Source organism: Povalibacter uvarum (genome assembly GCF_014202975.1).
In the GTDB taxonomy this organism is placed as follows: Bacteria; Pseudomonadota; Gammaproteobacteria; order Steroidobacterales; family Steroidobacteraceae; genus Steroidobacter; species Steroidobacter uvarum.
In genome coordinates, this window is the sequence record NZ_JACHHZ010000002.1 from 845,207 (window position 1) to 864,453 (window position 19,247).

Sequence of the window (19,247 nt, forward strand, 5' to 3'; positions counted from 1 at the left end):
GCGCCGGATCGCGCCCGCAGCCCCCCGGCGGCGCGCAAATACCGGTTTTTTCTCAGGAACCGGGCGGGGTCGCGCGGTGTTGGGGTATTGAGTGGCGGTAACCGTGTCCGAAGGGGTCCCAGTCCGGTTTCAGAAGGAGTCCCTGCGGACATAGGTTTCATGCGAATCAATCTCACATCGACGATCCTGCTCCTCATCGCCCTGTTTCCAAGAGCGCAGGCTGCGGATTTCCAGATCGTGTGGGTCGTCGTGGGCGATGCCGCATCCTCGGCCGGCGATCAGCCTGCACAGGCAGGTCGGCACCTGTTCATGGCGTCGGACCTCGCCGACTTCGCGCTCAAGAGGGTGGCGATTTCCCGGGTCGAAACCGATCCGGCCGTGATCGCGCTGAACGTCGGCGAGCGGTTTTGTCTGACGTCGCTGAAAATCATCGCTTCGCAGCAGGACCGTTCGATCGTCAAGCGCGCACCGCTTTCCGTCAGCGTGCGGCAGGATCAGCGCGACGCCATGGGCCTCGAGCGTCGCAAGAATGACATTTGCGTTCATCCCGATACGGCGGGCGAGTATCCGATTCGCTTCACGAGCCTGCTGCCGGCGAATGACGGGTCGACGCGAGGTGCGCAGATCTTCGTGAGAGTTCAGGCCCCTGTAATGCCGGGAGACAGCGAACGCGCGAACGACGCAGGATCAGCCGCGAGGAATCCCGAGAAGGCCGAGCCAGTCGCGAGAACGGTCGCCGACCGCAAGAAAGTGCGGATTCAATAGTCCCTCGCGCGCGTTGTAGCGGAACGGCTGCCCCTGAAGATCGAGTACCGCGCCGCCCGCGGCATCCAGCACCGCATGCGCCGCGGCCGTGTCCCATTCGCTCGTTGGACCGAAGCGCGGATAGAAGTCAGCGCTGCCTTCCGCGACCAGGCAGAACTTCAACGAGCTTCCAATACTGAGCAGCGTGTGCGGACCAAGCTTGTCCACGTACGCATCGAGTGAGCCCGCGCTCGCGTGTGAGCGGCTGCCGACGATACGCAGCGGCTGTGCAGGAGGCGTTTGCACACGGATCCGCTCGGGCGACTGGGACCCAGTCTGCCGCAGCGCGCCCGTCGAGATCGAACCGAGATACGTCGTGTCTTTCACCGGCACGTGCACGACGCCGAGGATCGGTTCGTGGCGCTCGATCAGCGCGATGTTCACCGTGAACTCGCCGTTCCGAGAAACGAATTCCTTGGTGCCATCGAGCGGATCGACGAGCCAGTAGCGTTGCCACTGTCGTCGCGTCTCGAACGGAATGTCGCTCGCTTCTTCCGAGAGAACCGGAATATCCGGTGTCAGCGCCTCGAGCCCCTCCACGATCACGCGATGGGCGCGAAGGTCCGCTTGCGTCAGCGGCGACTGATCCGCCTTGCTGGTGACATCGAAAGGCTGGCGATAGACGTCGAGAATCTCGATGCCCGCGCTCCTGGCGATATCGACGACTGCGCTCAGCAGAACGGAGAGGTCATCGTTGCTCATCGGCATCGCCGCTTATCGACTCACAGTCCTGACAGGTCGTCCGCAGGGTAGAGCATGCCGGAGTCGCGCAGCGTCTGCAGGATCTGCTCGGCCGCCTGCTCCGGTGAGAACAGCGCCGTCCGCAGATGGATCTCGGCGTTCTCGGGGGGCTCATACGGCGAATCGATACCAGTGAAGTTCTTCAGTTCGCCGCGCCGCGCTTTCCTGTAAAGGCCCTTGGGATCGCGCTTCTCCGCTTCTTCGATCGGCGTATCGACGAACACTTCGAAGAACTCGCCCGACTGCATGAGCTCCCGGGCCAGCCGGCGCTCGGAACGGAACGGCGAAATGAACGAGACCAGGACGATCAGGCCCGCGTCGACCATGAGCCTGGAGACTTCGGCCACGCGACGGATGTTCTCGACGCGATCGACATCCGTGAAGCCCAGGTCCTTGTTTAGTCCGTGGCGGACGTTGTCGCCATCGAGGGTGTACGTGTGACGGCCGATCGCGTGCAGGCGCTTCTCGACCAGGTTGGCTACCGTCGACTTGCCCGCACCGGAAAGGCCCGTGAACCACAGTACGCACGCCTTCTGGCCTTTCAGCGACGCGCGAGCCGTCTTGTTGACGTCGAGCGCCTGCCAGTGAATGTTCTCCGCGCGTCTCAATGCGAAGTTGATGAGTCCGGCGCCAACCGTGTCGTTCGACAGCTTGTCGATCAGGATGAAACCACCCATCTCGCGATTGTCGGCGTACGCATCGAATGCAATCGGACGATCGAGGCTCAAGTTGCACACGCCGATCTCGTTGATCTCGAGCTGCTTGGCCGCGAGGTGTTCGAGTGTGTTGACGTTCACCTTGTACTTCGGCGTCGTGATGCTGCCGGTAACGGTTCGCGTCCCGATCTTGATCACGTAGGGCCGGCCCGGAAGCATCGGCTCGTCGTGCATCCAGATGATCGTCGCCTGGAACTGGTCGGCGACACCCGGCGGCGAATCGGCTGCGGCGATCACGTCGCCACGGCTGATATCGATCTCATCAGTCAGCGTGAGCGTGACCGACTGGCCAGCGACAGCCTGCTCCAGATCGCCATCGTGCGTCACGATGCGCGACACCTGGCTGGTCCTGCCTGAGGGGAGCGCACGGATCGACTGACCGGCGCGAATCACACCTGTCGCGATCGTGCCCGCGAAGCCCCGGAAATCCTGGTTCGGTCGGTTGACCCATTGCACGGGCAGACGAAACGGCTGCTGCTGCAGGTCGTCCTCGATCTCGACGGCTTCGAGATAACCCATCAGCGTCGGCCCCTGGTACCAGGGCATGCGGGTGCTGCCTTCGAGGATGTTGTCGCCTCGCAGCGCCGAGAGCGGAATCGGCTTGATTTCAGTGAGCCCGATCTGCTTCGCGAAGTCGCGGTACTCGCCGACGATCGTGTCGAAGATCTCCTGCGAGAACTCGACGAGGTCCATCTTGTTGATCGCGAGAACGACGTGTTTGATGCCGAGCAACGACACGATGAAGCTGTGACGGCGCGTCTGGGTCAGCACACCCCGACGAGCATCGATCAGGATCACGGCAACATCCGCTGTCGATGCGCCGGTGACCATGTTGCGCGTGTACTGCTCATGTCCCGGCGTATCCGCCACGATGAACTTGCGTCGGTCGGTCGAGAAGAACCGATACGCGACGTCGATGGTGATGCCTTGCTCACGCTCCGCGGCAAGCCCGTCCACCAGCAACGCAAAATCGAGATCGCCCCCCTGCGTTCCGACCTTCTTCGAATCGCTCTCGAGCGCCGCGAGCTGATCCTCGAAGATCATCTTCGATTCATAGAGCAATCGCCCGATCAGCGTCGACTTGCCGTCATCCACACTGCCGCAGGTGATGAAGCGCAACAGGCTCTTGTGCTCGTGCGCCTTGAGGTACGCCTGGATGTCGGTGGCGATGAGGTCGGATTTGTGGGACATCAGAAATATCCCTCCTGCTTCTTCTTCTCCATCGACGCGGCGCTGTCGTGATCGATCATGCGGCCTTGTCGTTCGGAGCTCGTGGTCAGCAGCATTTCCTGGATGATCGCCGGCAGGGTGTCGGCGCGGCTCTCGATTGCGCCGGTCAGCGGGTAGCAGCCCAGGGTGCGGAAGCGGACCCATTTCGTATCGGGCTTTTCGCCGGGCGCGAGCGGCATGCGCTCGTCGTCGACCATGATCAACGCACCGTCGCGTTTCACGACGGGTCGTGGCGCGGAGAAGTACAGCGGCACGATCGGAATCTTTTCCAGGAAGATGTACTGCCAGATATCGAGCTCGGTCCAGTTCGACAACGGGAACACGCGCAGGCTTTCGCCCGAGTGTTTGCGTGCGTTGTAGAGGCGCCAGAGCTCTGGACGCTGGCGTTTCGGATCCCAGCGATGCTGCGCCGAACGGAAAGAGAACACGCGTTCCTTGGCGCGGGATTTTTCCTCGTCGCGTCGTGCGCCGCCGAAGGCCGCGTCGAAACCGTATTTGTCGAGTGCCTGCTTGAGGCCCTGGGTCTTCATCACATCCGTATGGACGGCTGATCCGTGCGTGAACGGACCGATGCCGCGAGCCAGGCCGTCAGGATTGGTGTGGACCAGCAATTCCAGACCGAGCTTCGCCACCATCTCTTCGCGGAAGGCGATCATTTCCCGGAATTTCCAGGTCGTGTCGACGTGCAGCAGGGGGAACGGCGGCTTGGCGGGATAGAACGCCTTCATGGCCAGGTGCAGCATCACTGAGCTGTCCTTGCCGATGGAGTACAGCATCACAGGCCGCTCGCACTCGGCCACGACTTCGCGAAGGATGTGGATGCTCTCGGCTTCCAGGCGCTGCAGGTGCGTCAGTCGGGCGGGCGAAAGGGTCATGTCTTATCGATGCTTCAACGGCAATGGGCTTGAACGGCGATGGCGCCGGTTACGGCCTGGTCACAGGGGCAGCGATTGTGCTCGAACGGCGCAAAGCTGCATATCGCAGTCCAGACCGAGCACAGCACGGAACGTTATAAGCGCGCCGCGGTCATTCGATCGGCGGAATTCGCCGTCGATTCAGGGACCTGCGGGTTACGATCGGTAACACTTCTTTTCCCCCTGTAACTGCGGACTTGTTCATGATCCGCCCGCATCAGCGCCCCAGGTCATCCAGGTGGGCCATTTGAGCGGCCCTCGAGCGGGGCGGTAGTCGAGGAGGGGATCGTTTGCTGGATTCGCTGAAATCCCTGGCTTTTCGCGGCGGCACCCTGTTGCTGGCCGGCCTCCTGACGGCATGCGCCGTCGGGCCGGACTACCGCGAACCGGAAGTCCCCGTCCCGGATACCTGGCATTCGCCGCAGCCGTCGGATGCCCGTGTCGAGGGGCCCGACTCGCCGACGCTGGCGAGCTGGTGGACGGTCCTCAACGACCCCACGCTCAACCAGCTGATTGACCAGGCGCTGGCCGAGAACAAGACCGTGCGGCAGGCAAGTGCCCGCGTCATCGAAGCCCGGGCGCGGCGGGGCATTGCCGCCGCGTCCCTCTGGCCGGCCGTCGATGCGTCGGCCGGCGCCACGCGCTCGGACTCCGACGTCAGCACCGGCCCGAACGAAAACTATGACGCTGGCCTCGACGCGGGTTGGGAAATCGATCTGTTCGGCGGCAAGCGTCGCTCGCTGGAAGCCGCCACTGCCTCGCTCGCAGCCACCGAAGCGGATCTGCGCGATGTGCTGATCACGCTGCTCGGCGATGTCGCCCTCAACTACGTCAATGTCCGCACGGCGCAGGCACGTCTCACGTATGCCGAGCGCAATCTCGAGTCCCAGCGCGAAGTCGTCGACATCACCGGCTGGCGCGCCGAAGCGGGTCTCGCGACTGTGCTCGATGTCGAACAGGCCAAGAGCAGCTACGCGCAGACGCTCGCGGCGTTGCCTTCGCTCGAGTCGAGTCTCGAAGCGTCGAAGAACCGACTGGCTGTGCTGACGGGCCAGACTCCGGGCGCGCTCGAAGCCGTCCTGAATGAACGCAAACCGATTCCCGTCGCGCCGACGCAAGTCGTATCGAGCGTGCCGGCCGACGTGTTGCGGCGCCGACCCGATATTCGCAGTGCCGAACGCGCACTCGCGGCTCAGACCGCGCAGGTCGGCGTTGCGACTGCCGAGCTGTATCCCAGCCTCACTCTTGGCGGCTCGATCGGCGTGACGGCCGGCAGCGCAAGCGACCTGCTCTCCGATGGTCTGCAGTCGAGTCGCTATGGCCTGACACTCAACATGCCCATCTTCCGCGCCGGCGCACTGCGCCAGAACATCAAGGCGCAGAACGCGGTCGTCGATCAGGCGCTCGCCGCGTACGAAGCGACGGTGCTCGGAGCTTATGAAGAAGTCGAGAACGCGCTGACCGACTGGGTGAATGAACAGCGACGCCATGCGGCGCTGATCGACGCCGCGACGAGCGCGCGGCTGGCGAGCGAACTCGCGCTGACGCAGTACAACTCCGGACTGGTCGATTTCCAGACCGTGCTCACCGCGGACCGGCAACTGATCTCTTCCGAGGACTCGCTCGCCGTCAGCGATGGCGAGCTCACCTCCAATCTCATCCGCCTTTACAAGGCGCTGGGCGGCGGCTGGTCCGTCTATCCGGCGCAATGAGAACAGATATGGAAAGCACGCATCGCTTTGCTTCGGGTTCGCGAGAGGTACTGTCGTGAGCACGACCGAAACCACACCTTCATCCGAAGTCGCCGAAACCCTGGCGCTGGACGGCCAGCGGGACCCCGCGCCGTGGCGACGCTGGGTGAAATGGGGCGTGCTTGCGCTGGTTCTGCTGGGCGCGGCGTATTTCTTTTTCGGGCGCGCGGGCACGGCTCAGACCAAGTACGTGACTCAGGAAGTAACCCAGGGCGAACTCACCGTCACGGTTACCGCGACGGGCAATCTCGAACCGCGCAACCAGGTCGATATCGGCGTCGAGCTCTCCGGCACCGTGCGCAATGTTCTCGTCGATGTGAACGACGTCGTGAAGAAGGGGCAGCTCCTCGCCCAGCTCGATACGACTCGTCTGAATGCGCAGCTGCTTCAGGCCCGCAGCTCGCTCGCCTCGGCCGAAGCTCGCGTACTGCAGGCGATCGCGAGCGAGAAGGAAGCGACAGCGAACTATCAGCGCCTGTTGAAAGTGCGCGAGCTGAGCAACAACAAGATTCCTTCGCAGCAGGATCTCGACGTAGCTGAAGCCGCGGTGGCGCGCGCGGATGGAGAACAGGCGGCCGCCAAGGCCTCCGTCTCGCAAGCGCGCGGCAGCCTCGAAACGGTGTTGACAGACCTGGCCAAGGCGGAGATCCGCTCGCCCATCAACGGCGTGGTGCTCGTGAGATCGGTCGAGCCCGGCCAGACCGTTGCCTCGTCGCTGCAGGCGCCCGTGTTGTTCACACTCGCGGAAGACCTGAAGAAGATGGAACTTCACGTCGCCGTGGACGAAGCGGACGTCGGATCGGTCCAGAACGGCCAGCAGGCCACGTTCACAGTCGACGCGTTCCCTTCGCGCCGGTTCTCCGCGCACATCACGCAGGTTCACTTCGCTTCGAGCAACACGCAGAAGAGCTCGTCGTCGACTTCGCAGGCCAGCGCGACTTCGACCGGCGTCGTCACCTACGAAACGGTGCTGGAAGTCGACAATTCCGAGTTGCTGCTTCGTCCGGGCATGACCGCGACGGCGGAGATCGTGACCACGAATATCACCGACGCGCTCCTGATACCGAATGCGGCGCTGCGCTTCACGCCGGAGGGTGTCGATGTTCCGGGCGCGCCCGCTGCACAGCAGCGCAGCGCACTATCGGCAATCATGCCGCAGATGGGTCGCCGGCCGAACTTCGGCCAGCAGCAGGGCGGCGGCAATCGCCGCATGGGCCGCGCGTGGATTCTCGAGGACGGCAAGCCTGCGATGGTGATGTTCCGGCCGGGTGCGACCGACGGTCGCGTGACTCAGGTGCTGCCGATCGGCGAGATGCCGAACGCGAACCGCATGAACAACGCACCGCCTGAAGTCGTCGAGCGGATGAAGAAGGCGATGGAGCGCAAGCTCGAGGCCGGCACGGCCGTCATCGTCGACGCCGAAACGCCGCAGAAGTCATGACCGGTATGCCCTCCGCGCCGCAGCCCGTAATCGACCTGTCGCAGGTGACCAAGGTCTACGGTCACGGCGCAGGCGAAGTCCGCGCGCTGCGCGGTATCGATCTGCGGATCTTTCCGGGCGAGTTCGTCGCGGTGATGGGGCCGAGCGGTGGCGGCAAGTCCACGTGCATGAACATTCTCGGCTGTCTCGACACGCCGACCAGCGGTACCTATCGCTTTCTCGGCGTGCCCGTCGGTGAGATGACCGCGGATCAGCGGGCGTTGCTGCGGCGAAACTACCTCGGCTTCGTTTTCCAGGGATTCAATCTGCTCAGCCGCACGAGTGCGCTCGAAAACGTCGAGCTGCCGTTGATCTATCGGCATGTGCCCAAGGAAGAGCGGCACGAACGTGCGCGAAAGGCGCTGCGCGAAGTGGGGCTCACCGGCCGCGAATCGCACGTGCCGAGCGAACTCTCGGGCGGTCAACAGCAGCGTGTCGCGATTGCGCGTGCAATCGTGTCGGAGCCGAAGGTGCTGTTCGCGGACGAGCCCACCGGCAATCTCGATACGGCGACCAGCGCCGAGATCATGAAGGTGCTGACAGCACTGAACGAAGAGCGCGGCATCACCATCGCCATGGTTACGCACGAGCCCGACATCGCTGCCTGGACCCGCCGTATCGTCCGGTTTCGCGACGGCACGATCGAGAGCGATGAGGCGAATGCGCCAGTGAGGACGGGGGCATGAGAACGCAGGCGCGAGGCTTGAGCCGCGAGGCGCGAGCCAGAACGAGAGGGTACGGATTCTCAGGCTCACGCCTCACGCCTCAAGCCTCGTGCCTTCTGGTATCCCCATGTTCCTGAACGCCATCGTCCTCGCCCTGCGAGAAATCCGCCGCAACGTGCTGCGCTCGTCGCTCACGATCCTCGGCATCGTCATCGGCGTGGCCGCCGTGATCACGATGGTGACGATCGGCGAAGGCGCGACGGCTCAGGTGCAGGCAGATATCAGCAAGCTCGGCACGAACCTGCTGCAGGTGTTTCGCGGCCAGGGATTCGGCGGGCCTGGTGGCGCGCGCATGGCGGCGCCGCCTTTCGAGATGGCAGATGTGCAGGCCATCGAGAACGAGATCTCCGGAGTCGCGGCTGTTGCGCCGTCGTCCAACAGCGGTGCGCAAGCGATCTACGGCAACAACAACTGGCAGACCCAGATCACCGGCACGAACGACAAGTTCCTGCAGGTTCGCGACTGGGCGCTGGCTTCGGGTCGAAACTTCTCGGAGTCGGAGCTCAGGGCCGGAGCGTCGGTCTGCATGATCGGCAACACGGTACGGCGTGAGCTGTTCGAGAATCAGGATCCGGTGGGCGCCACCATCCGGCTGGGCAAACTGTCGTGCAACGTCATCGGCCTGCTCGAGCCGAAGGGCCAGTCGGGCTTCGGCCAGGACCAGGACGATCTCGTCGTGATTCCGTTGCGCACACTGCAGCGGCGCATGGCCGGCAATTCGGACGTCGGTGCAATTCTCGTCTCGGCTCGCGATGGCGTGTCGACGGAGAAGATGCAGAAGGACATCGAAACGCTGATGCGTGAGCGCCGCAAGATCCGCTCGGGTGCAACAGACAATTTCAATGTTCGCGATCTGAAGGAAGTCGCCAGTGCGTTCACGAGCTCGACGCGCGTCCTCACCGCGCTGTTGGGTGCGGTGGCCGCTGTCAGCCTCATCGTGGGCGGCGTCGGCATCATGAACATCATGCTGGTGTCGGTGACTGAGCGAACACGCGAGATCGGCACTCGCCTCGCAGTCGGGGCAATGGCACGCGATGTGCTGTTGCAGTTCCTGATCGAAGCGGTCGTGCTCGCCGCGCTTGGCGGACTCATCGGCATCATCCTGGGCCTGACCGCGGGCGCCGCTGCGACACATGCGTTCAAAGTGCCGTTCGTCCTGAATCCGTCGATCGTCATCCTGTCGTTCACGTTTTCTGCCGCCGTGGGAATCGTGTTTGGATACTTCCCGGCGCAGCGGGCAGCGCAGCTGGATCCGATTGAAGCGTTGCGGCATGAGTAGGAAGGCCAGCTAGCCGGCTAGTCAGCTAGCCAGAAACTCCGTCACTCCCGCGAAGGCGGGAGTCCACGCTTGTGCCGGATGGATTCCCGCTTTCGCGGGAATGACCCCTTGATTCCTTGTTCTGGCTTCCCCGATTGTTTTCCCTCACTTGTTCGTCTCACCGAAATGCCGCTGAATCTGGCGGCACCACGGAGACCTGCATGAAGTCGCTTTCAGCTCCCCTGTTCCCGTTGGCTCTGCTCTTCCTGAGTGGTTGCTCGACGCTGCCCAACGGTCGCGGTTGGGGAGAGAACGCCACGATCGCGCCGGGCTGGGAGCGCGTTCGGGAGTCCGCGGTGAACGCCGCGAAGGATCCGTGGGTGTGGGGGCCGCTGATCGGTGCCGCTGCATTTCAGATCGATGATTGGGATCGCCGTACTTCCGATTGGGCACGCGAGCACACGCCTGTGTTCGGGTCGGAGAAGAATGCCGAAGACTGGAGCGATCACCTCCGCGACGCATCCGTGCTGGCGCACTACGTTACGGTCGCCGCGACGCCCAGTGGTCCGGACGCGGGAGACTGGTTTGCCAACAAGGTAAAGGGGACGCTTGTTGGCATTGCCGCAGTGAGCAGCACCGTCGTCGTGACCAACGGCCTCAAGAGTGCGACGGACCGCGAGCGGCCGAATGGCGACGACAGCGCGAGTTTCCCGTCGGGCCATACGTCTTCGTCGGCCGTTCACACACGGCTCGCTTCGCGCAATCTGCGCTCCATGGACATGAGTTCAGGCTGGCGGCGCACGTTCGATGTCGGCCTGACGGCGATGACGGTCGGCACTTCCTGGGCCCGCATCGAAGCAGGCTGGCACTATCCCTCCGACACGCTCGTCGGCATGGCGATCGGAAATTTCCTCGCCTCGTTCTTCAATGACGCTTTCCTCGGCCTCGAGAATGAAACGCAGTCGCTCGCCCTGAGCGCTGTAGAGGACGGCGCGCTCATGCAATGGCACTGGCGATTCTGACCCTGCCATCCGCTGTCATGGTCTGCCGCTATGCTGGGGCTTCAACAATACGAAGGAGCGAGTCATGGCTGACGAGAATCCCAGCATCCTGTCGCACGTTTCGATCGGCACGAACAACTTCGACCGCGCGCGGGACTTCTACGACCGGGTGCTGCCCACGCTGGGCTGCAAGAGAGTGATGGAGCATCCCGGAGCGGTCGCCTACGGCAAGCTCTATCCGGAATTCTGGGTGCAGACGCCGATCGACGGCAAAGCGGCCGCCGTCGGCAACGGCACGCACTTCGGTTTCGTGGCGCCCAGCAAGGAGGCGGTTCATGCGTTCTACGACGCCGCGATCGCGGCGGGTGCGAGAGGCGACGGTGCGCCGGGACCCCGTGAAGAGTACGGTGCCCCGTACTACGGCTGCTTCCTGCGGGATCTCGACGGCCACAAGATCGAAGCTGCGTTCTGGGATTTCTCGATGCAGGTTTGACGCGCCCGCACATGGCTGCAAGCTGTCACACCCGTGTACGCGGGCGTCCATCCGGTCCGCCAGATGGATTCCCGCTTGCGCGGGAATGACACTAGGCCTGAAAAATCACGGAAATTGTGACGTCTTCAACACTGGCACCGAGGCACGGTGCCGTGTAATCCCTGCGCCCGACCCGTCGGGCATCACCATAAATCATTTGGGAGAGGGATGATGACGCTTCACAGGACGATCCGTCTTGCTCTGGGACTGAGCCTCGCAATGGCCCTTTCCACGGCAGCAACAGCACAAGAGGCCAATTGGTACGTCGGCATCCAGGGCGGGCAGTCGAAGGCCGACCTGGACCAGGACGAGTTCGACGCTCTCACCGTCGACGTCTTCTCGCAGTTCGGCAACTTTGTCGGCGGCGACTCGTCGCTCGATGACGGCGACACCACCTGGTCGATCTTCGGCGGCTTCCGTGTCAATCAATACATCGCGTTCGAGGCCGGGTACCTCGATCTCGGATCGCCGAGCTATCGCGCGGACGTGAGCTTCGAGCCGTTCGGCGTGCCGCCGGCCATCGATGCGTTCATGGATATCGAGTTCAATGCGACGGGATTCACGACCGCGTTCATCGGCAGCCTGCCGCTCGGCGAGATGTTCGACCTCCATGGTCGTCTCGGCATCTTCTTCTCCGAGACCGAGTTGAAGCTTCGCGTCGGCGATGACCAGGGCAGCGAGGGAGACAAGCTCTCCGGCGACGACACTGACATCTTCTACGGCGCCGGCGCGGCGATGCACTTCGGCCCGAGCTGGTCGGTGAGTCTCGACTATCAGCTCTACAAGGATGTGGGCAACGAAGACGAGACGGGCGAAACGGACGTGGATTCGGTCACGCTCGCAGCGATCTATCGCTTCTGACCGGGAACAGCGGCGGAGTTCTCGAGCGGATTCCGCCGCTGCATCCGGGCGTTCAGAACATCACGTCCCTCACGCGATCCATCGGCGGCATCGCGTCGAACTGCTCCAGGCCATCGCGAATGTCGAACCACGCGGCCTTCGAGCTCACATAAATGTTGATTCCCGGCTTGAGCGGCAGAGGCGTATCGAGCGCGCCGGCTGGAACGATATAGCGTTTGATCGGCGCAAACGCGGCGGGAAGCTTGCTGCCGCAGTCAGTGCAGAAGCTCGTCGTGAAGATCTGCGCGTCCGGGACTTTGTACGAGCGAATCTTCTGCGCACCGCGCGTCCAGCGGAGGTGCTCCAATCGGACGAAGAAGTTCGTCCCATGCGCGGCGCCGCGGCTCTTGCGGCATCTCGAACAGTGACAGTTCACCAGGTTGCGCGGCTGCTCATCGATCTCGAAAGCGACCGCACCGCAAAGACAACTGCCGTGCAGTGTCGGGTCCGTCGTTTCGGCGGCAGGATTATGGGGAGCCGAGACTGCCTGGCCGTAGCCGGGCGGATACTCATCGAAGCGCCGCAGGTCGTCGTGGATCTCGCACATCGGCGACTTGGAGCTGACGAAGATGTGCGCTCTGGGCCTCGCGTCGAGATCATCGGCCAGCGTGCCGGCGGGACAGATCGCCACTTCGCCAGAGACATCAGGCAACACCGAACCGCAATGCGCGCAGAAGGGCCGCTCGAAGGTTGCGGAAGAACGATAGTGAACGACAGCGTCCTCGCCCTGCAGCCAACGAAAGTTGCTGCGCTCCACGCCGACTGTCGTGCCGAACAACGAACCATGGTGCTTGCGGCACATGGAGCAGTGGCAGTGAGTCATCCATTTATAGGGGCCGGCGATCTCGTAACGAACCGCGCCGCACAGACAGGAGCCGGTAGTCATGCATATCCCCCTTTTTCGCTGATCTGATCTGATGGGACCGGAACATCCTCGTCATGAGGATGTGGCATCCTGCCACCAGTCACTGCGGGAGGCGACCCGTGTCACGCAAGAATGCCCACAAGAACGCTCAATGGAGTCGTCGAGATCTGCTAGGCGGCCTGGGTGCGACCCTCGCGCTCACGAGCATTCCTGCGCGGCTGCTGCATGCCGCAGACTCGCTACGCTTTCGCGACAGCCCTTTCACGTTGGGCGTCGCGTCCGGGTATCCAACTTCGAGCTCCGTCGTCCTTTGGACGCGCCTTGCCCCGGCGCCGTTGCAGCCCGGCGCTGGACTGCCAGCGGACTCCGTCGTCCCAGTGACCTGGGAAGTGGCGACGGACGATCGCATGAAGCAGATCGTGCAGACCGGCGTCGACTATGCGACGAGCGAATGGGCGCACTCGATTCACGCCGAGCCTTCACAGCTCGAGCCCGGCCGGGACTACTGGTATCGATTCACCGCCGGCGGAGTGCGCAGCCCGATCGGACATACTCGCACTGCACCGCGCGGCGACGCTGACAACACAAAGTTGCGCATCGCCGTTGCGTCCTGCCAGCAGTACGAACACGGCTACTACGTTGCGTATCGTCACATGCTCGATGACGACCTCGATCTGGTCGTGCATGTCGGCGACTACATCTACGAAGGCAGCTGGGGAAAGAATCGCATCCGCCATCACAATGCGCCGGAAGCGATCACGGCCGATGATTACCGGATTCGCCATGCGCTGTATCGCGGCGAGAAGGAGCTGCAGGATGCTCATGCCGCATGCCCATGGCTGGTGACCTGGGACGATCACGAAGTGGAGAACGACTACGCCGGCTCGGTTTCCGAGGACGACGATGAGCCGCAGTGGTTCCTCGCGCGCCGCGCCGCGGCCTATCGCGCTTACTACGAGCACATGCCATTGCCTCGTCGCGCTGCTCCGTTTGGCTCGGACATGCGATTGTTCGCGCAGCGCAGCTTCGGTCAACTCGCGAATGTAGTGATGCTGGATTCGCGGCAGTATCGCTCGCCGCTCGCATGCACCGCGCCAGCGAGGCGGAATTCCCGCTCGGTGAATTGCCCCGAACTGCATGAAGACTCCCGGACGAAGCTCGGTGTCGTCCAAGAGCACTGGGCCAGGTATCAGATGGCTTCGAGCCGCACGCGCTGGAACGTCTTCGCTCAGGGCACAGTGATGGCCTACGTCGACGAACAGCAGGGACCCGGCGAGCTGTTCTGGAACGACGGCTGGAACGGCTATCCGGCGGCACGCAAGCGCCTGATGGAATCGATCGCGCAGACGCAAGTGAGCAATCCGGTGCTTCTCGGCGGCGACATTCATTCCTTCATCGCCGCGAACCATCATCGGGTACCGGCGGATCGAACCTCTCCCGTGACAGCCAGCGAGTTCGTAACGACATCGATCACGTCAGAGGCGATCTCCCAGGCATCGCTCGATGCGCGCCGGCCCGAGAATCCCAATCTCGTATTCGCCAACAGCGAAAGGCGCGGCTACCTGCTGCTCGACCTTTCGCGCGAGCGGCTGCGCGCGGATCTCATCACCATGAATTCCGTGACGGATCGCAATGCGGGCCGCTCGACGCAGGCCTCCTTCGTCGTGGAGAACGGGCAGGCGGGGATCAAAGAGGCTTGAGGCTCGAGCCCTCTTGCTCAGGGCAATCGCTGATCTCAGTGGACGCGGGAACCGGTATCCTTACGTCCCCGCCCGACGCGTTCATTCTCTCGCCATGACCCTGACCAAGATCTCCGAGCACCGCTGCTTCGACGGCACGCAGGTCTTTTACTCCCACGAGTCCGTCGAATGTCGGACGGAGATGCGCTTCTCGGTCTTCGTGCCGCCGCAGGCGCAGAGTCAGCCGGTGCCTGTTCTCTACTACCTCGCGGGTCTCACGTGTACCGAAGAGACTTTCATGATCAAGGCAGGCGCGCAGCGCGTGGCCGCGCAGCTCGGTCTCATGCTGGTGGCACCCGACACGAGTCCGCGCAAAGCCAGGTTGCCGGGCGACGATGCGAGTTGGGATTTCGGCCTCGGCGCCGGCTTCTATGTCGATGCGACTGCAGCGCCATGGTCGCAGCACTACCGGATGTACAGCTACGTGACGCGCGAACTGCCGGAAGTCATCGCGTCGCTCGGGAAATCCCGCGCCGATCGTCAGGGAATCTTCGGTCATTCGATGGGAGGTCACGGAGCACTGGTCTGCGCGCTGCGCAATCCGGACCAGTATCGGTCGGTCTCCGCGTTTGCGCCGATCGCGGCGCCGATGCAATGCCCGTGGGGCCAGAAGGCATTCACCGGATATCTCGGTGCCGACCACGGAGCATGGTCGCAATACGATGCCAGCGCGCTCGTCGCAAGGCAGCGCTATGAAAGGCCGATCCTCGTCGACCAGGGTACTGCCGACAAATTTCTCACGGAGCAGTTGAAACCCGAGTTGCTCGAAGCGGCATGCCGTCAGTCGGGTACGACCCTGCGGCTGCGGCACCAGGCCGGCTACGATCACGGTTACTACTTCATCTCGACGTTCATGGAAGATCATCTGCGGCATCATGCGCAGCATCTGTGAGTACCGGTTGCGGACCTCTCCATGACTGAGGCACGCCCTTCCCGCGTGCCAGGCTGGCTGGTGCTCGTCGGCGCAATGTCGGCGATCGGTCCGTTCACGATCGACATGTATCTGCCGGGCTTTCCGGCGATCGAGCGCGAGCTGGCCGAAGACGGCGTCGAGCGCACGATGGCGGCGTATCTCGTGGGCATCACCGTCGGCCAGCTGATCTATGGTCCGATCAGCGATCGTTTCGGGCGCAAGCCGCCGCTGTACTTCGGCTTCGTGCTCTACGCGCTCGGCGCGATCGGCTGCGCACTCGCAACGAGCATGACCATGCTGATCGTTCTACGCGTGCTGCAGGCACTGGGTGCCTGCGCGGGCCTCGTCATCGGAAGAGCGATCGTGCGCGATCGCTGCCAGCCGCACGAAGCGGCACGAGCCTTCGCGACGCTCATGGCGATCATTGCGCTCGGTCCCATTCTCGCGCCGATTCTAGGCGGCTGGGTCGTGAGCGCGACCGGATGGCGCGGCGTATTCGTGTTTCAGGCGGTGCTCGGCGCGTCGATGCTGATTGCGATGCATGTACTGCTGAAGGAGTCGCGGCCCACCACAGCGATCGCAACGCTGCATCCGGGTGAGATCGCGCGTCGCTATTGGCACCTGGCTCGCGATCCCGGGCTCGTCGGCTACTCGATGGTCGCCGGCTTCGGCATGGGCGTGATGTTCTGCTACGTCACCGGCTCGCCGATCGTCATGTCGCAGGCATTTCAACTGACGCCCGACGAATTCGGGTGGATGCTGGGTCTGAACGGACTCGCATTCATGGCGGCGAGCCGTCTCAACGTGATGGCGCTCAATCGGCGCGGTCCTGCTGAAGTGCTCAACGAAGCGGTGGTCTGGCCCGTCGTCGTAGGAACCGTGTTCTTTCTGCTCGCGCTGCTGTTGTCGTTGCCGCTCTGGGGCGTGATCGTCGCGCAGCTTCTCTATTTCGTGAGCACGGCGAGAATCATGCCGCATACCAGTGCGCTTGCTCTCGCGCCGTACGGACAAGAGGCGGGAATCGCGTCGGCCTTGATGGGATCGCTGCAGTCCTTCGTCGCCACGCTCGCGGGCATTGCCGTCGCTGTCTTCAACGACGGCACCCTGCACACGCTGGCGCTGCTGATGCTCGGCGGCTCAATCCTGAGCTTTGGCAGTTATCGCTGGGCGAAATGGGTGGCAGGCCGGAACTAGGAGCTTGACACGAAGGTCACGCAGCCCACGGAACTCCGTGTGCAACTCCGACTTCTTTCTAAGTCCAGCCAGCCAGCCGCGTCTCCATCGTGATGTCGGCTTTGAGAACGCGCGACACCGGGCATCCGGCCTTAGCGGCTTCCGCGAACTTCTGGAACTCCGGCGGCGTCATGTTCGGGATCTTCGCGCGCACCTTGAGATGCACGGCGGTGATCGTGAATCCCGCATCCGTCTTGAGCAGCGTGACCGCCGCTTCGGTTTCGATGGACTCCGGCGTCTTGCCTTCGTTGCCCAGCTGCGCTGACAGCGCCATCGAGAAGCACCCAGCGTGCGCCGCCGCGATGAGCTCCTCCGGATTCGTGCCCTTGCCGTCCTCGAACCGGGTGCTGAACGAATACTGCGTATTCTCGAGCACGCCGCTCTCCGTCGAGATCGATCCCTTGCCGTCTTTCAGACCGCCGTTCCAGACTGCCGTCGCTGTGCGTTTCATGTGAGTACCTCTGTTGGAAACGGAATCAGGAGGAAGAGTTTCACACGGGGTGTGGAACTCCGATGCTCATGCCTCGCGGACTTCGATGGTATGCGTCAGTGTTGCGGTCTTGCCGAACATCGCGGACGCGGAGCAGTATTTTTCTTCCGAAAGCTTCACGGCGCGTTCGACCTTCCTCGGATCGAGATTGCGGCCGGTCACGACGTAGTGCATGCGCACGTTGACGAACACTTTCGGATCGGTCTCGGCGCGATCGCCATCGAGCTCGACGACGCAGTCGGTGACATCTTCACGGCCGCGCCGCAGGATCAGCATCACATCGAACGCCGAACAGCCGCCGAGTCCGAGCAGCATCATTTCCATCGGCCGAAAACCCATGTTGCGGCCACCCGCATCCGGCGCGCCGTCGATCACGGCGGAGTGGCCCGAGCCGGACTCGCCGACGAACATGACGTCCTGGATCCATTTGATACGTGCTTTCATGGGGAAGCTGAGTCGCTGTCAAATTCCGCCAAAGCACAAATATTTGATCTCCATATACTCCTCCAGCCCGTATTTCGATCCTTCGCGCCCGATGCCGCTTTCCTTCACTCCGCCGAAGGGCGCCACTTCCGTCGAGATGATGCCTTCGTTGATGCCGACGATGCCGCTCTCGAGGGCTTCGGCGACACGCCATACGCGCTGGATGTTGCGGCTGTAGAAGTAACTGGCGAGACCGAACTCGGTCGCGTTCGCGAGGCGGATCACTTCGTCGTCGCTGTCGAACTTCATCAGCGGCGCGACCGGGCCGAACGTTTCTTCGCGCATCGCGAGCATGTCGGCTGTGACGCCGGTGAGCACGGTCGGAACGTAGAACGTACCGGGGCCTTCGACGCGCTTGCCGCCGAACAGGACTTTCGCGCCCTTGCCGACGGCGTCGGCAACGTGCTCCTCGACTTTCTTCACTGCCTTCTCTTCGATCAGCGGGCCGATCTTCGTGTCCTTGTCGAGGCCGTCGCCGATCTTCATCGCCTTCACGGTTTCAGCGAGCTTTTCGGCGAAGCGATCGTAGACGCCGCCCTGGACGTAGATGCGGTTGGCGCAAACGCAGGTCTGGCCGGCATTGCGGTACTTCGATGCCATGGCGCCCGCGACGGCCGCATCGAGATCGGCGTCGTCGAACACGATGAAGGGCGCGTTGCCGCCGAGTTCCAGCGAGACCTTCGTGACGTTGGCGGAGCACTGCGACATGAGCAGCTTGCCGACGCCAGTGGAGCCCGTGAAGCTGAGCTTGCGCACGATCGGGTTGCCGGTCAGCTCGGCACCGATGGGTTTCGAATCGCCGGTCACGACCGAGACCACACCATCGGGAATACCGGCGCGCTGCGCTAGAACGCACATCGCCAGCGCCGAGTACGGAGTGAGTTCCGACGGCTTGATCACCATCGTGCAGCCAGCGGCGAGTGCGGGTCCGACCTTGCGCGCGATCATCGCGGCCGGGAAGTTCCACGGCGTGATCGCAGCAGTGACGCCGATCGGCTGCTTCAGCACGACGATGCGCTTGTCGCGGCCGTGACCTGGAATCACATCGCCGTAGGCACGCTTGCCTTCTTCACCGAACCACTCGATGAAGGAAGCGGCGTAAGCGATCTCGCCGCGGCTTTCGAAAAGCGGCTTGCCCTGTTCGACGGTCATCAGGATGGCGAGGTCTTCCTGGTTCGCCATCATGAGATCGAACCACTTGCGCAGGATCTGCGCGCGTTCTTTCGCCGTGCGCGCACGCCAGTCCGGCAGCGCCTTGTTCGCGGCGTCGATCGCGCGACGAGTCGCATCGGCGCCGAGATTCGGCACGGTGCCGACCAGCTTGCCGTTCGCGGGATTGAAGACCTGCTTGACCTTGCCGTCCGGCGCATCTTCCCAACGGCCGGCGACGAACGCCTGCTGGCGAAACAGGGTCATGTCCTGCAGCGGCGGCTGCTGAGTCTGGGGAAGGGCTGCCATGGGAAGTCTCCGCG

Annotated in this window: 18 protein-coding genes; 11 read left to right on the top strand and 7 right to left on the bottom strand. The window is 63.2% G+C overall.

Translation table 11 applies throughout. The features are described 5' to 3' along the window. Window positions 1–159: 159 nt before the first annotated feature. Complete coding sequence (locus HNQ60_RS10005) at window positions 160–765, top strand: hypothetical protein (protein WP_184331218.1); 606 nt, start codon at window positions 160–162, stop codon at window positions 763–765. On the opposite strand, the gene cysQ is transcribed toward HNQ60_RS10005, so the two are convergent. The 3 genes from cysQ to cysD are packed head-to-tail and all read right to left on the bottom strand — an operon-like array spanning window position 688 to window position 4,366. Next, a complete protein-coding gene (gene cysQ, locus HNQ60_RS10010; RefSeq protein ID WP_184331220.1) occupies window positions 688–1,512 on the bottom strand; it encodes a 3'(2'),5'-bisphosphate nucleotidase CysQ in 825 nt (274 codons plus the stop codon). The genes HNQ60_RS10005 and cysQ overlap by 78 nt on opposite strands. 14 nt (window positions 1,513–1,526) lie before the next feature. Further along, complete coding sequence (gene cysN, locus HNQ60_RS10015) at window positions 1,527–3,452, bottom strand: sulfate adenylyltransferase subunit CysN (protein WP_184331223.1); 1,926 nt, start codon at window positions 3,450–3,452, stop codon at window positions 1,527–1,529. Further along, entirely contained in the window at window positions 3,452–4,366 is a 915-nt protein-coding gene (cysD, locus tag HNQ60_RS10020; protein WP_184331225.1) for a sulfate adenylyltransferase subunit CysD, read from the bottom strand. Before cysD ends, cysN begins: the two co-directional genes overlap by 1 nt. Window positions 4,367–4,695: 329 nt before the next feature. On the opposite strand from cysD, the gene HNQ60_RS10025 reads away from it, so the two are divergent. The 7 genes from HNQ60_RS10025 to HNQ60_RS10055 all read left to right on the top strand — a co-directional run bounded on the left by HNQ60_RS10025 (window position 4,696) and on the right by HNQ60_RS10055 (window position 12,013). Further along, window positions 4,696–6,117: an efflux transporter outer membrane subunit gene (locus HNQ60_RS10025; protein ID WP_184331227.1), complete on the top strand. Its 1,422-nt coding sequence runs from the start codon at window positions 4,696–4,698 to the stop codon at window positions 6,115–6,117. Window positions 6,118–6,172: 55 nt separating this feature from the next. Then, entirely contained in the window at window positions 6,173–7,597 is a 1,425-nt protein-coding gene (locus HNQ60_RS10030; RefSeq protein WP_184331229.1) for an efflux RND transporter periplasmic adaptor subunit, read from the top strand. 5 nt (window positions 7,598–7,602) lie between these two features. After that, the gene (locus HNQ60_RS10035; RefSeq protein WP_184331841.1) at window positions 7,603–8,322 is read left to right on the top strand and encodes an ABC transporter ATP-binding protein; all 720 of its coding nucleotides are present in this window, start codon (window positions 7,603–7,605) and stop codon (window positions 8,320–8,322) included. Window positions 8,323–8,428: 106 nt separating this feature from the next. Further along, window positions 8,429–9,640, top strand: coding sequence for an ABC transporter permease (locus tag HNQ60_RS10040; RefSeq protein ID WP_184331231.1), 1,212 nt, complete (start codon window positions 8,429–8,431; stop codon window positions 9,638–9,640). 200 nt (window positions 9,641–9,840) lie between these two features. After that, entirely contained in the window at window positions 9,841–10,641 is an 801-nt protein-coding gene (locus HNQ60_RS10045) for a phosphatase PAP2 family protein (RefSeq protein WP_184331233.1), read from the top strand. 64 nt (window positions 10,642–10,705) lie between these two features. Beyond that, on the top strand, window positions 10,706–11,113 hold the full coding sequence (locus tag HNQ60_RS10050; protein WP_184331235.1) for a VOC family protein: 408 nt from the start codon (window positions 10,706–10,708) through the stop codon (window positions 11,111–11,113). A 210-nt stretch (window positions 11,114–11,323) separates the two neighbouring features. After that, the gene (locus tag HNQ60_RS10055) at window positions 11,324–12,013 is read left to right on the top strand and encodes an outer membrane beta-barrel protein (protein ID WP_184331237.1); all 690 of its coding nucleotides are present in this window, start codon (window positions 11,324–11,326) and stop codon (window positions 12,011–12,013) included. Window positions 12,014–12,065: 52 nt separating this feature from the next. Here HNQ60_RS10055 and HNQ60_RS10060 read toward each other — a convergent pair whose 3' ends face one another. After that, window positions 12,066–12,938, bottom strand: coding sequence for a GFA family protein (locus tag HNQ60_RS10060; RefSeq protein WP_184331239.1), 873 nt, complete (start codon window positions 12,936–12,938; stop codon window positions 12,066–12,068). A gap of 98 nt (window positions 12,939–13,036) precedes the next feature. Between HNQ60_RS10060 and HNQ60_RS10065 the strand changes: the two genes are divergently transcribed. From HNQ60_RS10065 to HNQ60_RS10075, 3 genes are all read left to right on the top strand, one after another. Beyond that, entirely contained in the window at window positions 13,037–14,617 is a 1,581-nt protein-coding gene (locus HNQ60_RS10065) for an alkaline phosphatase D family protein (RefSeq protein WP_184331241.1), read from the top strand. Window positions 14,618–14,711: 94 nt separating this feature from the next. Next, window positions 14,712–15,548 (top strand): S-formylglutathione hydrolase, encoded by an 837-nt coding sequence (fghA, locus tag HNQ60_RS10070; protein ID WP_246433498.1) that lies wholly within the window; start codon window positions 14,712–14,714, stop codon window positions 15,546–15,548. 21 nt (window positions 15,549–15,569) lie between these two features. Continuing rightward, window positions 15,570–16,763, top strand: a complete 1,194-nt coding sequence (locus HNQ60_RS10075; RefSeq protein WP_184331243.1) for a multidrug effflux MFS transporter — start codon at window positions 15,570–15,572, stop codon at window positions 16,761–16,763. A 58-nt stretch (window positions 16,764–16,821) separates the two neighbouring features. Here HNQ60_RS10075 and HNQ60_RS10080 read toward each other — a convergent pair whose 3' ends face one another. The 3 genes from HNQ60_RS10080 to gabD form a co-directional block, all read right to left on the bottom strand. Further along, entirely contained in the window at window positions 16,822–17,253 is a 432-nt protein-coding gene (locus HNQ60_RS10080; protein WP_184331245.1) for an OsmC family protein, read from the bottom strand. Between the two features lie 66 nt (window positions 17,254–17,319). Further along, window positions 17,320–17,736, bottom strand: coding sequence for an OsmC family protein (locus tag HNQ60_RS10085; protein ID WP_184331246.1), 417 nt, complete (start codon window positions 17,734–17,736; stop codon window positions 17,320–17,322). 18 nt (window positions 17,737–17,754) lie between these two features. Continuing rightward, window positions 17,755–19,233 (bottom strand): NADP-dependent succinate-semialdehyde dehydrogenase, encoded by a 1,479-nt coding sequence (gene gabD, locus HNQ60_RS10090; RefSeq protein WP_184331248.1) that lies wholly within the window; start codon window positions 19,231–19,233, stop codon window positions 17,755–17,757. Window positions 19,234–19,247: the final 14 nt, after the last annotated feature.

Bases quoted from the DNA above. Each gene is read 5' to 3' on its own strand.
- HNQ60_RS10005 (WP_184331218.1), top strand. From the start codon at position 160: ATGCGAATCAATCTCACATCGACGATCCTGCTCCTCATCGCCCTGTTT.
- cysQ (WP_184331220.1), bottom strand. From the start codon at position 1,512: ATGCCGATGAGCAACGATGACCTCTCCGTTCTGCTGAGCGCAGTCGTC.
- cysN (WP_184331223.1), bottom strand. From the start codon at position 3,452: ATGTCCCACAAATCCGACCTCATCGCCACCGACATCCAGGCGTACCTC.
- cysD (WP_184331225.1), bottom strand. From the start codon at position 4,366: ATGACCCTTTCGCCCGCCCGACTGACGCACCTGCAGCGCCTGGAAGCC.
- HNQ60_RS10035 (WP_184331841.1), top strand. From the start codon at position 7,603: ATGCCCTCCGCGCCGCAGCCCGTAATCGACCTGTCGCAGGTGACCAAG.
- HNQ60_RS10040 (WP_184331231.1), top strand. From the start codon at position 8,429: ATGTTCCTGAACGCCATCGTCCTCGCCCTGCGAGAAATCCGCCGCAAC.
- HNQ60_RS10045 (WP_184331233.1), top strand. From the start codon at position 9,841: ATGAAGTCGCTTTCAGCTCCCCTGTTCCCGTTGGCTCTGCTCTTCCTG.
- HNQ60_RS10050 (WP_184331235.1), top strand. From the start codon at position 10,706: ATGGCTGACGAGAATCCCAGCATCCTGTCGCACGTTTCGATCGGCACG.
- HNQ60_RS10055 (WP_184331237.1), top strand. From the start codon at position 11,324: ATGACGCTTCACAGGACGATCCGTCTTGCTCTGGGACTGAGCCTCGCA.
- HNQ60_RS10060 (WP_184331239.1), bottom strand. From the start codon at position 12,938: ATGACTACCGGCTCCTGTCTGTGCGGCGCGGTTCGTTACGAGATCGCC.
- fghA (WP_246433498.1), top strand. From the start codon at position 14,712: ATGACCCTGACCAAGATCTCCGAGCACCGCTGCTTCGACGGCACGCAG.
- HNQ60_RS10075 (WP_184331243.1), top strand. From the start codon at position 15,570: ATGACTGAGGCACGCCCTTCCCGCGTGCCAGGCTGGCTGGTGCTCGTC.
- HNQ60_RS10080 (WP_184331245.1), bottom strand. From the start codon at position 17,253: ATGAAACGCACAGCGACGGCAGTCTGGAACGGCGGTCTGAAAGACGGC.
- HNQ60_RS10085 (WP_184331246.1), bottom strand. From the start codon at position 17,736: ATGAAAGCACGTATCAAATGGATCCAGGACGTCATGTTCGTCGGCGAG.
- gabD (WP_184331248.1), bottom strand. From the start codon at position 19,233: ATGGCAGCCCTTCCCCAGACTCAGCAGCCGCCGCTGCAGGACATGACC.